The organism is Sutcliffiella tianshenii, from assembly GCF_016908565.1.
Lineage (GTDB): Bacteria > Bacillota > Bacilli > Bacillales > Bacillaceae_I > Sutcliffiella_A > Sutcliffiella_A tianshenii.
This window is the reverse complement of sequence record NZ_JAFBED010000001.1, coordinates 254543-271180: the sequence shown is the minus strand read 5'-3', so window position 1 is coordinate 271180 and position 16638 is coordinate 254543. Positions and strand designations below refer to the sequence as shown.

Sequence of the window (16638 nt, the reverse complement as noted above, 5' to 3'; positions counted from 1 at the left end):
ATATTATGCTACAATTATTCTAACAAACATAGTACTAGAAAGTGTAGGCATATATCTATGGAAAAAAAAGCGGCTTCATCTAAAAGATTTATATCTATTGACGTTACAAGAGGACTGATCGTTCTTATTGCAGTTTTTGTAAGTGCTATACCTTGGGGTGGCTATGAATATCTTCACCATGCACCATGGTATGGATTTACAATTACTGATTTTCTCTTTCCGGCACTTTTGACTTTATATGGCCTGGGACTTGGACTTGCCTATAAAAATGGAGTCAAATGGAAAGGAGTTTTAAAGCGGTCTCTCCTCCTCATTTTATATGGTCTGATTTTCAACTTCATTGTAGGGTGGAGTTTGGACTTAGGTAATCTAAGATTTACAGGGGTTCTGCAATTATTCGGTATAACTGGGTTAGTGGTTATGTTAATTACCAGGGCAGTGACGACTTGGAAGTGGATGCTGACATTAAGTATACTCATCTGTGGAACCTATATGCTACTATTGCTCTCAACAAGCACCGGCTGTGAGGGTGGGGTGCCACAGACAGATTGCAACTTGTCAGGTATCATAGATAAAAAAATATTTGGTGAAAATCATATGTATGCACAGGGTGAGAAGGGATTTGACCCGGAAGGAATATTAAGTATCTTTTCCTCCATCAGCAATGTACTTATGGGATATGCAGTAGGAACGGTCATATCACTCAAACAGAATGTAAATAGAAGGATTTTTGGTATCGGAATAATTTTGTTTACCCTCTCCTTTATTGTTTATCCCTTTATTGAATTTAACAAAAGAATATGGAGTCCTTCATTTGCTTTGCTGACAGGTGGTATGACCATTCTACTCCTTGCATTACTATTTCTCATCTTTGATACCCGGGAGAGGAAGGGGAGAAAGATATCCAGCTTTTCTCTATGGTATTTAGAAGCGGTTGGACGCAATAGTCTATTGATATATTTTGGTAAGATGATTTTACTTGCTATTATCGGAAAGATTCAGATTGATTTCTTAAATAAGGAAGCCACAGTTTCCTCCCATTTGTTTAATTATTTTGGAAGCATTTCTTCCTATCCCCACATTTTGTATGGAGGTTTCTTTTTTGTTTTCTGGTCAATTGTCGCTATGATATTACATTCCCGTAAGTTGTACTTCAAGGTTTAAAAGACACATTCGAATGTGTCTTTTTTTGGTAATTTATGCTAAAAAAATATTATGATATCAAAAAAAGAAGAACTATGTAGATAAGGGAATCGAGTGATACCAATATTTCAATAACATTACACCAAAGTTACGGTATGTATTGTCGAATTGAGGCGTGTAATATTGCTGAGAAAATTGTAAAAAACCACTCATAATTATTTGACTATTTAGTATATTAGGACTAAACTAAAATAGTAAAATATTCAATCTTATGGGAGGGAATTGCTACTAAGGTTGTTCATGGTTTTCTAGTTAATCATTTACATTACATAGTTTTGTAGGTTATCAGAACTAGAAGGCGGAAGATTGCGTAATTATTTTGATAGGGGGAGAAACATTGAACGTTAAGAAAATTCTAGCATTGTTAATGGTCTTTTTAATGGTGTTCTCAAACGCTGCTCTTGCGGCTTCACCATTACAGGCACCAGACAGAACAAAACCGGTCAAGACTAACACTAGCGAACTTGCATTCAATAAGGAAGAAGCTCAAAAAGAGCAATATCAGCTGGATGATAAAGTTCGTGTAATTGTAGAGGTAGAAGGTGACCCTGCGATTGCCTATGCAACTAAAGAAGGTAAAAAATATGCAGATCTTTCTGAATCCAAAAAGACAGAACTGCAAAACAAAGCGTTAAATCAACAACAAGCAGTCAAAGACCAATTAAGTTCAAAAAGAGTGAATGTGGAATTTAAAGAAAGCTTCACTACAGCATTCAACGGATTTAGTGGTGTTGTCGAATTTGGCAAGATTGCTGAAATCGAAAAATTAACAGGTGTTTCAAGTGTAACGATTGCTACTGAATATGAGCGCCCTGTAGAAGAGCCGAATATGAAGTACAGTAAAGAGCTTGTGGAAGCGCAAAAAGCTTGGGACGAATACGGTTATAACGGTGAAGGCATGATCGTAGGGATTATCGACACAGGTATCGACCCTAATCACAGAGATCTAGTCCTAACTGATGACTCCAAAGCAGCATTATCCAAGTCGGAAGTGGAAACTTTCATCTCGGAAAACGGCCTTCCTGGTCAGTACCATACAGCAAAAGTACCATATGGATATAACTATATGGATGAAAATCAAGAAGTATTGGACCTTGGCCCGGATGCTTCTCACCATGGTATGCATGTAGCTGGAACAGCGGGTGCAAATGGAGATGAAGAAAACGGTGGAATTAAGGGTGTTGCTCCGGAAGCACAATTATTAGCCCTAAAAGTATTTGGTAATGATCCAAACATGCCATCTACCTGGGGAGATATCTATGTAAAAGCTATTGACGATGCGATTATCTTAGGAGCTGACGTTCTTAACCTAAGCTTAGGCTCGACTGCTTCTTTCGTATCTCCTGAAGATCCGGAACAAAAAGCAATCGCTAGAGCAGTGGAAAATGGCGTAGTAATGTCCATTTCTGCTGGTAACTCTGCTCATTTAGGAAACGGATTCTGGAATCCTTATGCATCCAACCCTGATATAGGTGTGGTAGGTGCTCCTGGATTATCTTATGATTCCTTACAGGTTGCGTCATTGGACAATAGTTTCATGGATTTAGATGCAGCACAGGCTGCCTATGATGGTGTGGAAGCAGGACTGCATCCATTCCTATCAGCCAGCAGTGTCCACCCAAATAGCCTAGAGACAAAAACTCATGATTTAGTACACGTCGGTGGCGGTGGTACAGGAGTGAAGGCTGATTGGGCAGATGGTGATTACACAGGTAAATTCGTACTTGTAAAACGCGGGAATGCATTTACTGATACGGCTTTCAATGCACAAGATGCTGGCGCTGCCGGTGTTATTGTATATAACCACTCTGAGGGCTATGTAAACATGGCGTCAGATCCTGGAATTAAGATTCCTCAATTATTCATGTTAAAGGTTGATGGAGAAGCATTGAAAGCACAAGTAGCTGCAGGCGTTAATGTAACACTTTCATTTAATGGAGAAGAGACGACTGCTCCAAACCCGACTGCAGGTAAAATGTCAGACTTCACTTCATGGGGTCTTACACCAAACCTTGATTTCAAACCTGAAATCACTGCTCCGGGAGGAAACATCTACTCTACGCTTCAGAATAATGAATATGGTGTGAAGAGTGGTACTTCCATGGCAGCTCCGCACGTAGCCGGTGGATCAGCAATCGTTCTACAACGTGTTGATGAAGAGTTTGACCTTGATGGAAAAGCACGTGTCGAGATGGCTAAAAATATCCTTATGAACACTGCAGCTGCTGTTAAGGATAAAGGAACAATCAATGGAGCGTTCGGTTTTGACAATCCATATTCCCCACGTCGACAAGGTGCTGGATTAATGCAGCTACATGCAGCATTAAGCACTCCTGTTGTAGTGAAGGAAAAGAATTCAGGGTTGGCAAAAGTTGCACTTAAAGAAGTAGAAGATCAAATCAGCTTTACATTAGAAGCAACTAACTACAGTGATGAGGCTGTAAGTTATGATGTAGCAGCAAATGTTCAGACTGACCTGGCTTTGTTCGGTGAATTAGGATACGCTGCAAATGAATTGGAAGCTCAAGAGTTGGCTGGTGCCGTTGTAACAATCAATGGCGGTAAGTCCACTTTGGAAATTCCGGCTAAGGAAACTGTTGAGTTTACAGTTTCAATCGATGTATCCGAAGCCCAAGTATTAAATACAAATGCAAGCGCGTATGTCGATCCTGAAACAATTTTCCCTAACGGATACTTTGTTGAAGGTTTCGTAACACTATCCAACGAAGCTCAACCGGAACTATCTGTTCCTTATGTTGGTTTCCATGGTGATTGGAATGCTGCACCGGTTCTTGACGAGTTGGCTTACGATGACCATAACTCTTTCTATGAGATGGCAGCAATGCTATATACAAAGGAAGACTCCTTCTACTATCTTGGATTCAATCCATTTACTGAAGGTAAGGAGCTGGAAAGAATCGCAATTTCTCCAAATGGTGATGGAGAACAAGATCAGATCATTCCGATGCTATCCTTCCTAAGAAATGCGAAGGAAGTAAAGTACAGTGTCCTTGATGAAGATAAAAACCATTTACGTACGGTAAGATCTGAGAAAAATGTAAGAAAGCACTATTATGACCGCGGTCTTGGTGCTCAATATACAATTAAAACAGATTTTGCTTGGGATGGTACTGTGAACAAGCAAGTTGTTGAAGATGGTTTATACTATTATGAAATTGCATCAACAATCGACTATCCTGGAAAAGAAGCTCAAAAGCTTCATGTACCAGTATTTGTTGATACAACAGCTCCGACAGTGGAAGCTGATGTTGATGGTAAAGTATTAACTGTTGACGCTTCGGATTCTTTATCAGGATTATCCTATCTAGAGGTATTCGTTGATGGAGAATCACAAGGGATTGTTGAAGTTAAAGTTGAAGGCGACTCGACTGAAATTGAATTCCCAGAAGCATTGCCAGCAGGGACACCTGTAACTGTTATTGCTGTGGATAATGCAGGGAATGCAACTGAATATAAAGTAGCTGGTGTCAATGACAACGAAAATCCAGTCATTAGCGTTACAACACCTGACACATTCTCCATTCACAATACGAGCGATATTAAAGTGGCAGGAACAGTAACAGACCATACTGAGATTAAAGAATTCAGTGTAAATGGTCAGGAAACGGAACTGGTTTGGGATGCTGAGAAATCTATTTACACATTCGAGACTACAGTAACGTTTGAAGATGGAGCTAACCCTATCGAAGTAGTGGCGGTTGATGAAGCAGGAAACGAACATTCTTTAACAAACAGCCGAACAATTTTTGTTGATACAACTGCTCCGGAATTATCTGCAGATGTACCATCAAGAGTTAATAGCACTACTGAAACGGTAGAACTTTCTGCTCTTCTATCCGACAATGCAGAAGAATTAAGATTCTACGTTAACGGAAGTGAAGTGTTCTACAATGAAATGCCTGGATATGCTATGGTTCCTTTCAGTAAGGAAGTAACTACTGAATTAACTTTAAAACCAGGTGAAAACGTATTTGAATTAGAACTTGTTGACCTAGCAGGTAATACAACTACGGAAGAAGTAACGGTTTACCGTGCAGCAAGTGATGTGTACCGTCTAAAAGGCGAAACGAACCGTTATGATACGTCCGTGGCGATCAGCCAAGCAGGTTTTGAATCATCTGATGTAGTGGTTTTGGCTCGTGGAGATAATTTTGCTGATGCATTGGCAGGAGTGCCGTTGGCCGCAATGCATGATGCTCCGATACTGTTATCACGTACGAACAAATTGGATGATGTGACAAAGGATGAGATTGCTAGACTGGGAGCTACTAAGGTTTATATTCTTGGTGGTGAAGCGGCAATAGGTTCTGAAGTTGTCGACCAAATCGAGGCAATGAACAGTGAGATCGAAGTGGAAAGATTATCAGGTAAGACCCGTTTTGATACTGCAGCTGTCATTGCACATGAAGTTGCTCCAGAAGGTTCAGACACAGTTGTAGTAGTAAATGGTATGAACTTCCCTGACGCATTATCTGTAGCTTCATATGCAGGAACGAACGGATTACCAATCTTGTTGGCAAAACAGGACGAACTTCCAACTGCTACAAGTAAAGCAATCAAGGATTTAGACGCTTCTAATACCCTTGTAATTGGTGGGAATGCTGCAGTTTCTGAAAAAGTAGCTTCCAAATTGCCTGGAGCAGATAGAATAAAAGGATCAAACCGTTATGAAACAAGTGTTGCGGTAGCTGAATATTTCGAGCCTAATACAGAGCTTGGAATGTTTGTGGCAACTGGCAAGCAATTTGCTGATGCACTATCCGGTGCAGCGTTAGCAGCTACGCTTGATAGCGGAATCCTGCTTGTAGGATCTGATCTGGACGCATCTGTTGAAAACTACCTTGTTGACAACAATGTAACAAATGTAGCGGTTCTTGGAGGACCATCTGCAGTTAGCGACTCTGTATTTGAGAAGATTGAAAGTATCTTACCATAATTATTAAGGAAGAGTAGGGCGACATTTGTTGCCCTACTCTTTTTTATTTTTCTGGGGAAATGAAAGACTAGGATTTTTCCAGTGCATAGGTATTAAGAAAATACTTAATAAAATTGGGAGAAATTCACTATAAAAAGGCCCCCAAAATTTTTCGACACAATGGTATAATATAACAAGATTCGATATTTTTTTCATTACTGGGAGGTTAAGTTTTTATTGTGAATTATTTAAAGGTTACTAGTTTGCTATTATTCCTGTTTTTTATGGCACCTTTTGTTTCTTTTGCAGAAAAGGTCATTGTTATTGATCCGGGTCATGGCGGTAAATTTTCAGGTACCTGTGGCTACTCAGGAAATCAGACAGGATACTGTGAAAAGAATGCAAATCTGGATGTTGCACTTAGACTAAGGGAGATTTTAAAGAGCAGTGATATTAAAGTGCTTATGACCCGTGATACGGATAAAGCTTTTGCATCCACATCTGCTGATGATTTAAAGGAACGTATGAAAGTGGCAAATGGATTTGTACAGGGGAATAACGAAAACAGTCTGTTCTTGTCGATTCATCATAACGCTCATCCTACACAACCTTTAGTAAAAGGGTTTGAGACATATTACTACGATGGCATCAACGAATATGAAAAAGATTATCCACCAGATCCAATGCAATTGCTGTTGGTAGATGAGAATAAAAGATTTGCTAATCTCGTACATAACGAAACTTTAAAAAGGGTCGATATGCTAGACAGAAAAGTTCGTAACAACCAAGCTTTCTTTGTTATCAGAAATGCTCAAATGCCTTCAGTTCTTGTTGAACTAGGTTTTATGACAAATAGAGATGAAGAAAAATATATTAAAACTCCACAATTTCAACAAAATGCTGCTCAAGGTTTGGCCACTGCAATAATTAACTATTTCAAAATCTTTGAGGTGTATGATCAAAACAATAAGAAACTGGCAACTTATGATAAAAGAGAAGATGCACTCAATTATGCAAAATCTCAAACAAAGTTTGTTAAGGTTCTTGATAAAGATAAGCAAGAGATCATCTATTCAAGTGATAAATTTAAGGTTTTTGATAAAATAAACGGTTTGATGAATGAGTTCTACACCGAAAAAGAAGCAATTAATTTTGCTCAAAAGCAACCTGGAACAAGAGTCGTTCAAGATAAAACCGGCTATATTGTTTGGTCCAATTATATTACTAAAAAGTATGAAGTTTATAATGGGAGCGTGTTGGTAGGACAATATTTTGATTATGACCACGCGTTAAGTATCGCTAAATCTTATTCTAAATCACAAATCACCTCCATTGGGCTTAAAGAGGTTCTTTGGACGAATATGAGTGGAGTTCCAGTTGACAGAACAATTGCTATAGAGAGACTAAGAGGAACAGATAGATACATTACTGCTATTGAAACCTCGAAAAAAATGTATCCAACTGGCTTTGCAGAAGATAAAGAAGAGAAAACTGTATTTTTAGCCACAGGTGAACAGTTTGCAGATGCATTATCAGCTGGACCTCTTGCATCCAAAAGTGGAAGTGCTCCAATACTATTGACCAAGCCAGAAATGTTGAATGAAGGTGCTCTGGCTGAAATCAAACGATTAGGTGCAAATAAAGTTGTTATTATCGGGGGATATAGTGCGGTATCCCAATCTGCAGAAGATTTGCTCACTGCTGAAGGATTAGAAGTAACCCGTATTTCAGGAAAAGACAGGTATGCAACGAACAGAGCGATTTTGACAGAACTTGGAGATTTGAATGGTGTCTTTTTAGCATCTGGTCAAAACTTTGCAGATGCATTGGCAAGTGCACCGATTGCTGCTAAAAAAGGATGGGGTATCCTATTAACCGAGAAAAGTTGGATCTCTGAACTGGCTATGCCTTACCTAGCGGGGAAAGAAGTAGTTATTGTCGGAGGTACAGCTGTAGTTTCCGAGAGGGTTGAACATTCCCTTGTAGGAACCAATAATATTACAAGATTATCGGGTACAGATAGGTATGAGACTTTAGCTAAATTGCTATGGCACTTCGCCGAGGATTTACAAGGTGAAACAATACTTGTATCGACGGGCCAAAACTTCCCAGATGCACTCGTATCTGCACCATTATCTGTTAAAAATAATGCACCTCTGATTCTATTGGGTAATTACCGAAATAGAAATGTGGAAGCTTTCCTTATGGCTTACACAAACAATGCTCGTGTAAATAATATCCATGTTATTGGGGGAACAAGTGCAGTCGACGACAGCAAGGTCTCTATTATTAGTACAAAAATAAAATAACAAAAGAGAATCTCGATAGGAAAATTTCTTATCGAGTTTCTTTTGGAAGGTGATTAATTTGCAAAAGTATATTTTTTTACTCGCATTATCTTGCTTAATGATGGTTGTTTCTGGGTGTGCAAAATCAGAACAAAATGGAATGGCATCTGATACAGCTACTAACAAGAAAACGCAAGAGCAAGCTACACATGAAGCCGATTCAACCGATATAAAAGAGAAAGAAGAAGAGGGTAAGGAAGAAAATGCTGCCAAAGAAAATTCGGCTGAAGATCAGACAGATGAAACCGAGTCTACCGAAGTTTCAGGACTTGAAGTTTATCTTCCTAAAATAGGAATGGAGAAGAAGTTTACCGATGGTGTGGAAATACTTGTTTCTGAAAAAGTTGTCGCTCAAAAAGGGGAATTCATTCAAATGGCAACTACAATCGGCGGAAATACTTCTTTTCAGGTTTATAAGTGGACAGATGATGAAATTACGCTTGTATTTGAGGAAGAGTCGGTAGATAACCCAGCACAGAACATTCTGGATTCTTTCACGCCAATGGATAATCCCCAAGTGATTATTACGCTTCAGGACGCTGTAATAGGAGATTGGGAAATTATCGAAATTGGATCAGAAGTTGAAGTGGCATATGGAACATTCGAAAATGTTTATGTAGTCCAAAAAATCACGGATGAAATAGAGGGTGCAGATACTATTTACACTCGTTACTATGCACCAGGTGTCGGATTAGTCAAAGAGTCATTAGAGGTGACAGGGGAGAATGGCTATAAAGGAGAAACTGAATTAGCTACAATAGAAAATTAATTAGAGAAAAAGTATATTAAGGGGGAAGAAAATTGAAAAATATAATCACTGCTTTAATTTTCACTTGTTTTATTTTAGTGCCTGGCTTTAATCAAGTTGAAGCTTCTTCAATCCCAAATGAGGTTTCAGTTAAGCTTAAGTATCATCTGAAAGGGAAAAACGAGATTGCATTTAATTTTGTTGGATCCTATCAACTGGTAGGGGACAGCTCGTTCCTTTTAAGCATGGATAATGACTATCTGGTTAAAGTGAATAACCAACAAATAGATTTATATGAAAATAGTACAAAGGTTAAGAGTTTTACAGGACCTTTTGAAGTTAAACCGGTCAAATATAGCCAAGACAACCACATTAAGTTACAAGGAAGACCTTACTTAGGGAATATCAAATTCACTCTGGAAAATAATAATGTTGTTCCTATCAACACCTTGCCTATGGAGGATTACCTCAAAGGTGTCTTACCAAGTGAAGTTTTTCCGAGTTGGAATGTGGAAGCCCTAAAAGCTCAGGCTGTTGCAGCAAGGACTTACGCTTTAAAAAGAGTTAACCAAGTAATAACAGATGATGTTGGCTCCCAGCGATATGATGGTTACATATGGTTGAATAAAACATCATATAAGAATACTAATGAAGCAGTCAATGCTACAAAAGGTCAAGTATTAACCTATAAAGGAAACTTGATTGATGCAGTTTTCAGCTCCAATAATGGAGGCTATATAGAAAGTAACAAAGGTGCTTGGCCAGGGGGAACACAGCTGGACTACTTAAAAGCCAAGGCAGACCCTTATGATCCAGCTTTTCCTTGGAGTTTAAAAATGAATCAGAAACAAATTGACCTAGAAGAACTAAACATGGAGAAGCCGGCTGAATGGTGGAATGAAACAAAAGAGTCGGGTTTAAAGGATACCACGGAAGCCAAAGTAATCAACAATATTAAAACCTATTTAAAGACCAAGGTCCCAGCGTTAAAAGATCTTGAAATAAAGCTGACTAGTATCGACAATATTGCAGTATCCGATTCACTCACACCAGGCCAAAGAAGAACTCAAGGGAGTTACAGCATTAAGTACCTCTTGAAAAATAAAGATGGCAGTTTTGTTATGGAAGAAGGGAAGATAAAACTTCATTCTTTCCAAGCGTCGGACACGGCTATCAGTAACTTGCGCACTATGTTCGGCATTAATGAATTTAAAAGTCATTTTATTGAGTCCATTACTCTTAAAGATGCTGTCTTTGAAATCAAAGGAAAAGGATGGGGTCACGGAGTCGGGATGAGCCAATATGGCGCAAAGGCGATGGCTGATTCAGGACTATCCTATAATGAAATCCTGTCCTTTTATTATGAAAATACAAACTATGAAAACTACATCTTTAATCAGATAAATACAAGTCTAAGAGGTTCTGATCGTTATGAAACTAGTGTAAGAATTGCAGAGTATGGTTGGGACAATGGATTCCAAACGGTGGTAATTGGTCGTGGAGATAACCCTGTAGATGCATTAACAGGTAGTGTACTGGCGAAAAAACATAATGCTCCGCTACTATTGGTAAAAACCGATGAAATTCCGGCTTCAGTCCAAACGCTATTGCAATCTGTTGCTATCAATGAGATTTTGGTGCTCGGTGGAACATCAGCAATTTCTGAGAAGACATTCAACAATCTTCAGAATCACTCTACTAAAGTTACAAGAATCAGTGGAAGTGACAGATATGATACTTCTGTAGACGTAGCAGGACAACTTCAACCAAAAGGAGAAGTAATTCTTACATCAGGCAGCTCTACTTCTCCGGATGCATTATCTATCGCTTCATATGCAGCTTTGAATCAAGTGCCGATTTTGTTTACTAGAAATGATGCACTGCCAGATAGTGTTCAAAAATACTTGATTGATCATAATATAGAAAAAGTAACGATTATCGGTGGAACTCAAGCTGTTTCAGAAAATGTGGAAATGAAGCTAAAAACTTTAACAGAAGAGGTAAAGAGGGTGAGAGGGACAGACCGCTACGCAACTAGTGTTGCAATAGTCAACGAGTATGATTTGGATCCGCGTAATCTATTCTTTGCTAGAGGCGAAGAGTTCATCGATGCTTTACCAGGTTCTGTACTTGCAGCAAAAATGGAGGCTCCATTATTACTAACGAAAAAAGACTCCCTTCCAGATGAGGTGAGTGGGTTTATCAACGAGAATATTCATTATATCCCCCAAATTCACTATCTAGGTGGTACTGGCGCGATATCGGAATACACAAGAAATATGATTCAGCAAAATGTACTGGATTAATGGTGAAAAGCTGTCCAATTAAGGACAGCTTTTCATTTTATACTAGAGAGTTTTAGTTAATTGGACTTTTATGTATAATATATGAAGTATAAGTAGAATCGGTTTTCTAATAAAGTGTAATTGATTAGTAGAGAAAATCAGGTGTTTTACTTGAAGAACCAGGGACAGAAATGGGATATCAAAAGATATGAGGTATCATGGGAATGAAAAAACATATTGCTTTCTTTATACCCGTTCTAACGTTTGGCGGAGCTGAAAAAGTCATAATTACATTAGCAAACGGTTTTGCGGAATTGGACTATAGGGTTGATCTTGTATTAGTTAAAAAGAACGGACAATTACTGACAAGTGTTTCACCCAAAGTCAATTTAGTCGACTTAGGTGCAAAAAAAACATTTTTTAGTATTTGGAAATTGAGTAGCTACCTTAAACAGGAAGAGCCAGATGTACTTCTTTCAGCGTTAGATAATGCTAATATTATTGCCAGTGCTGCCATAAGATTAGCCAGTGTGAAAACTCGTCATGTAATAAGTCTTCATACAAATTTAAAGCAATCCTATTTAAAGCCGAGGACAATGATGCATCGTATTTATCCTGGATTAATGAGATGGCTATTTCCATATGCCTCAGGATATGTAGCAGTATCTAAATGCGTGGCTGAAGAATCAGGGGAATTTTTAGGGATTCCAAGTGGTAATATAGATGTGATTTATAACCCGGTCATTGATAATAGTATTACATGTAATGCGATGGAGGCGATATCGCATCCTTGGTTGGATAACAATCAGTTTTTTACAATAGTTTCTGTTGGAAGGATTTTTGAAGCGAAAGATTACCCTACTCTTTTATATGCATTCTCAAAGGTGTACTCAGAGAGAACTGATGCACGTTTAATTATTTTGGGGGATGGGAAGACGTCAATAAAAAAAGAAATGCATGAAATTATTGATAGGATGAAACTTCAGGATGTCGTTGACCTATATGGATTTGCCCCCAACCCATATACATTCATTAAAAGAGCTTCTCTTTTTGTATTAACATCACGCTGGGAAGGTTTTGGGAATGTATTAGTGGAAGCACTGCATCTTGGAACACCTGTCGTTTCAACTAATTGCAAGTGCGGTCCTGAAGAAATACTTAAAAATGGGGAGTTTGGCAAACTGGTCGATGTAGGAGACCGAAATGGACTTGCTTCAGCGATATTACAATATATGGAACATCCCGTTGAGTTTGATCAAAATAAAGTCAGTGATCATTTAAGTCAAATGGAGAAGAGTAATGTTATAAGAAATTACGAAAAGATATTGGTTAGAGACAGGTAGAAGAAATGAAGGGTTAGGGTGAAAGCATATATGAACAAAGTGTCTGTCATCATCCCTACACACGATAGAGCGGATCTTTTGCTTCAATCTTTGGAAAGTATAAACGAGCAGATAGTGAGGCCGAGTGAAGTTATTGTGGTTATTGATGGTGCTAATGAAAAAACAGAACGATCATTAAAGGGTTTTAAAAGCAAGGATTATCAATTACATGTATTTAAAATTGAGAACAGCAAAGGCGCTTGCTACGCTAGAAATCTAGGCGCTGGTCATGCTACAGGAAGTATTCTCATGTTCCTGGATGACGATGATACATGGGAGCCTGACAAGATCAAAAGTCAATTAAATGTCTTTGAAAAGAATCCTGAAGTAGGTTTAGTTTACTCGGGTAAATTAGTTGTTTATAACACAAACCGGAAGAAGGTCATCCGGAAAATCCCTGCAATTAGAAGTGGCAACCTATATCCGAGTATATTTGAAGATAATCATATAGGAACAACTTCATCTGTTGCTCTAAAAAAAGAAGTGTTTGAAAAAGCAGGCGGTTTTGATGATAATCTGCTTGCCATGCAGGACTATGATCTATGGATCAGATGCTGCAAATATACAAACATTGCCCATGATAATAAATATAATGTTCGATATACAATCGCCAAGAATGCTCAGAATCAAATCAGTGGGAAAAGCGAAAATCACCACCAGGCATTAAAATATCTATTCGGAAAATACAAGGATACATTGGAAGCAATCGACAGTAAATATAAAAAGAGATTTAAATCTTCGCGGTATTTGTATTTATCCAAAGCTGTTCATCGTACCAGATACTTCTATTCGTTGAAATATTCGTTTAAGAGCTTTTACTATTATCCAAATGCAAAAGCAGTAGCATATTTGTTGCCACCGTTTTTATTAGAAATAATTTCTGTTCTTCCACTTAAACGAAAGTAATTTGATAATCAATTATTAATAATGCAGATGGTGAGGGCGATAAAGATGATTAGTGTTGTCATACCTACACTAGGAACCAGGGAAAAGGAATTAGTAAGGTTATTTCAAAGTCTTAGTAGTCAGACGCTGCAAGATTTCGAAGCAATTGTAGTTTCTCAAGATAACCATGATAAAGTGAGAGAACTACTTGCACCGTACTCCTTTCCTATACAACATATTAAACTTGAGCAAAAAGGTCTATCCCTTTCGCGTAATGTAGGGATTAAATATACAAAAGGAAACATCGTAACCTTTTCTGATGATGATTGCTGGTATAAGTCTGATGCTTTTGAAAAGGTTCAAAGTTACTTCAATCAACATTCGATTGGCATTGCCTGCTTTCAGATTTATGATCCGGAAAAAGAGGTTTATTATAAAGAATATCCTAAAGAACCCCAGGAGAAAGTTAGTTTTCTCGAATTATTTCGTAAATCATCTATTGAAATATTCATTAATTTATCTGTCGTTGATAAAGATAAAGTGGTCTTCGATGAGGATTTTGGATTGGGGGCGAAATATCCAAGTGGGGAAGAAAACATATTTCTTCATACGATGCATAAGGAAGGATACAAGGCAGGCTATGTCTCGGAAGTGGTTGTGTATCATGCTAAACCGAGTATGGATACAAGATTGAATAAAAAAGCATTTGCAAGTAAAGGTCCAATGTTCAAGCGAATCTTTAATACACCAATTGGAATAGTTTTACTAACATTATTATTTCTGAAGAAGCTAAATCATTTGGAAAAGCCTATTCCTTTTTATTTGAATTCACTCGGTGAGATGTTTCGATATAAAAAGAGTAGAAAACGTTAAATTTACGTTTTCTACTCGATGTTTTCGGTAGTATCATAATCAGGAAAAACCAAGCTTTCCATTTTATACTCACCTTCTTCTTCTTCCCAATCGGTATAATAAATCATTTTTCCATTTTGATCAAACCTGTATAGTTCATCTGCAACCATGATATACCTGGTTTTTGGGTTGGTTTTCAAAGTCAACTTTAATTGATCAAAGTCTTTTTCTTCAATTCCACTATCAGAAGAAATCATGTCTGAAAAATGTTTCCACTCTAGATTCTCTATATTAGTTCTGACATAATAATCTCCTTCTAAAGGAGTTCTGACTACGAGGACATTGTCCCCACATGCAGTTAAGAGCATTAATGGTATTGAAATGATACATAAGAGTTTAGCCTTCATTGTCATCCCCCAGAAGATTTTTTTCATTTACGTACTATTTGTTACGGGACATGTTCAAGCAATATAGCAATATTATAAAGCTTTTTTCGCATAAATCAAATGAATCAAAGCAAAGTGGGTAAACTATTTAACGTAGGGAAGCACATATGTTATTATATCTAATTAGGTGAGTTGAAAAAAGAAAAGTAAAGGATTGGTATCATCAAATGGGTTATTTATTAACAGCATCTAAACAGCACCAGGATAAAATAATCCTGTTAGCTATGGGTCTATTTATGTTTTTGGCTCCTTTCTCAGTTTCCGGAATCTTTCAGAAACTAACGCCTGTCCCTTCTTCTGTGTTAGTAACATTTTTCACAACATGCTTGATTTTCTTTGTATTTCTATTACATATTAAAGAAAGAGAGAAGTTTGAAAAACTTAATTTGGAACAGAGATTTTATTTAAGCTCAATATACCTTCCGGCTGTGTTATCTGTTTTAGCCGCTTTTTTTAATTTGACATATATGCTATCTTCTCAATATGTTGATTATGTTATGCAATCTATGCCAACTAGAATGATAAACCTTACCATGTACTTTGTTTTGTTCTATAGTTTCTTTAAACTAATTCGTTTTTTAAGTGAAAAAACACTGTTAACCATTACAAGATTCTATTTGTATGGAATCTTAGTCGTGGTAATTGTCGGCATCTGGCAATTCCTTCATTTCATGATCGGATACCCAATGCTTGACCTTAACACACGTTCGTTTGTACACAGTGTGAAATCGGATGTTCTATTCAACTTCAGACTGACTTCTTTAACGGATGAACCAAGTTATCTTGTGCCTTTTCTAATTGATGCCATCGTAATAGGATTTGTAGTATACAGTAAAAAAACTAAATACTTCTGGCAAGTACTTATTCCATCCTTGTTTGTTTTAGTGTTTTCATTTTCAGTCAGTGGATATGCCAACTTAATGATGTTGATGGGATTTGTAATTGTGGTTTTACTGACTACCAAGGTTGAGAATAAAAAGAAGATTTTCTTATATTCCCTGTATGCACTCATCCCATTGTTGCTTTTAGCGCTTTTTAAATGGGATTTTGTATTGCAGGCATTACAGCCTATCCTTGGCAGATTTGACACCTTATTTGATATACAACGCCACAGTCGTCTGTATATGCTCGTAATGCCAATTGTATGGCTTTTTGACTACTCAATTGTAAATGGTATTTTTGGCTTTGGTCCGGGAAGTTACTGGTTTTTAAACCAAACAAAGTTCTTGTATCACCAGGGACCTGTAAGTGCAACGTCCAATAATATCTATATTGATTTATTGTTTGAACATGGAGTTTTTGGATTCCTTTTCCTTATTAGCATGTTTGTGTTTGTGTTCTATCGTTTGTTCCGACAGAGAAATGAACATAAGTACTTTCTATACGCCTTAATATTGTGGGTACATCTTGGGATCACTGCTATGTATCGTGCTGATTTTGCATCTCCAAGATTTTGGGTGATGATCATTATTATTTTTATTTTTATGGAATTAGGGAAAAGAGGAATAGGAAGGAATTCAGCTATTAAAAATAATTGATTGAGGTGTAAGTAT

The 16638-nt window shown here is 37.5% G+C and carries 10 protein-coding genes; 9 read left to right on the top strand and 1 reads right to left on the bottom strand.

Going from position 1 to position 16638, the window contains the following annotated elements; genetic code table 11:
- The first annotated feature begins 57 nt into the window (after positions 1-57).
- The 8 genes from JOC95_RS01180 (at position 58) to JOC95_RS01145 (ending at position 14660) form a co-directional block, all read left to right on the top strand.
- Entirely contained in the window at positions 58-1164 is a 1107-nt protein-coding gene (locus JOC95_RS01180; RefSeq protein WP_204412655.1) for a heparan-alpha-glucosaminide N-acetyltransferase domain-containing protein, read from the top strand.
- A 376-nt stretch (positions 1165-1540) separates the two neighbouring features.
- Positions 1541-6160 (top strand): cell wall-binding repeat-containing protein, encoded by a 4620-nt coding sequence (locus tag JOC95_RS01175; RefSeq protein ID WP_239582649.1) that lies wholly within the window; start codon positions 1541-1543, stop codon positions 6158-6160.
- A gap of 218 nt (positions 6161-6378) precedes the next feature.
- Positions 6379-8448 (top strand): cell wall-binding repeat-containing protein, encoded by a 2070-nt coding sequence (locus JOC95_RS01170; RefSeq protein WP_204412653.1) that lies wholly within the window; start codon positions 6379-6381, stop codon positions 8446-8448.
- A 58-nt stretch (positions 8449-8506) separates the two neighbouring features.
- Positions 8507-9256 (top strand): hypothetical protein, encoded by a 750-nt coding sequence (locus JOC95_RS01165; RefSeq protein ID WP_204412651.1) that lies wholly within the window; start codon positions 8507-8509, stop codon positions 9254-9256.
- A 32-nt stretch (positions 9257-9288) separates the two neighbouring features.
- Positions 9289-11541, top strand: coding sequence for a SpoIID/LytB domain-containing protein (locus tag JOC95_RS01160; protein WP_204412649.1), 2253 nt, complete (start codon positions 9289-9291; stop codon positions 11539-11541).
- 203 nt (positions 11542-11744) lie between these two features.
- Entirely contained in the window at positions 11745-12863 is a 1119-nt protein-coding gene (locus tag JOC95_RS01155; protein WP_204412647.1) for a glycosyltransferase, read from the top strand.
- Between the two features lie 30 nt (positions 12864-12893).
- On the top strand, positions 12894-13808 hold the full coding sequence (locus tag JOC95_RS01150; protein WP_204412645.1) for a glycosyltransferase family 2 protein: 915 nt from the start codon (positions 12894-12896) through the stop codon (positions 13806-13808).
- Between the two features lie 45 nt (positions 13809-13853).
- Positions 13854-14660 (top strand): glycosyltransferase family 2 protein, encoded by an 807-nt coding sequence (locus JOC95_RS01145; protein WP_204412642.1) that lies wholly within the window; start codon positions 13854-13856, stop codon positions 14658-14660.
- 11 nt (positions 14661-14671) lie between these two features.
- Here the strand turns inward: JOC95_RS01145 and JOC95_RS01140 are convergent, their stop codons facing one another.
- Positions 14672-15046 carry a hypothetical protein gene (locus tag JOC95_RS01140; protein WP_204412640.1) on the bottom strand — a complete coding sequence of 125 codons (375 nt, stop codon included), beginning with the start codon at positions 15044-15046 and terminating at the stop codon, positions 14672-14674.
- A 206-nt stretch (positions 15047-15252) separates the two neighbouring features.
- On the opposite strand from JOC95_RS01140, the gene JOC95_RS01135 reads away from it, so the two are divergent.
- Positions 15253-16623, top strand: coding sequence for an O-antigen ligase family protein (locus tag JOC95_RS01135; RefSeq protein ID WP_204412638.1), 1371 nt, complete (start codon positions 15253-15255; stop codon positions 16621-16623).
- The last annotated feature ends 15 nt before the right edge of the window (positions 16624-16638 follow it).

Bases quoted from the DNA above. Each gene is read 5' to 3' on its own strand.
- JOC95_RS01135 (WP_204412638.1), top strand. From the start codon at position 15,253: ATGGGTTATTTATTAACAGCATCTAAACAGCACCAGGATAAAATAATC.
- JOC95_RS01150 (WP_204412645.1), top strand. From the start codon at position 12,894: ATGAACAAAGTGTCTGTCATCATCCCTACACACGATAGAGCGGATCTT.
- JOC95_RS01180 (WP_204412655.1), top strand. From the start codon at position 58: ATGGAAAAAAAAGCGGCTTCATCTAAAAGATTTATATCTATTGACGTT.
- JOC95_RS01155 (WP_204412647.1), top strand. From the start codon at position 11,745: ATGAAAAAACATATTGCTTTCTTTATACCCGTTCTAACGTTTGGCGGA.
- JOC95_RS01145 (WP_204412642.1), top strand. From the start codon at position 13,854: ATGATTAGTGTTGTCATACCTACACTAGGAACCAGGGAAAAGGAATTA.
- JOC95_RS01140 (WP_204412640.1), bottom strand. From the start codon at position 15,046: ATGAAGGCTAAACTCTTATGTATCATTTCAATACCATTAATGCTCTTA.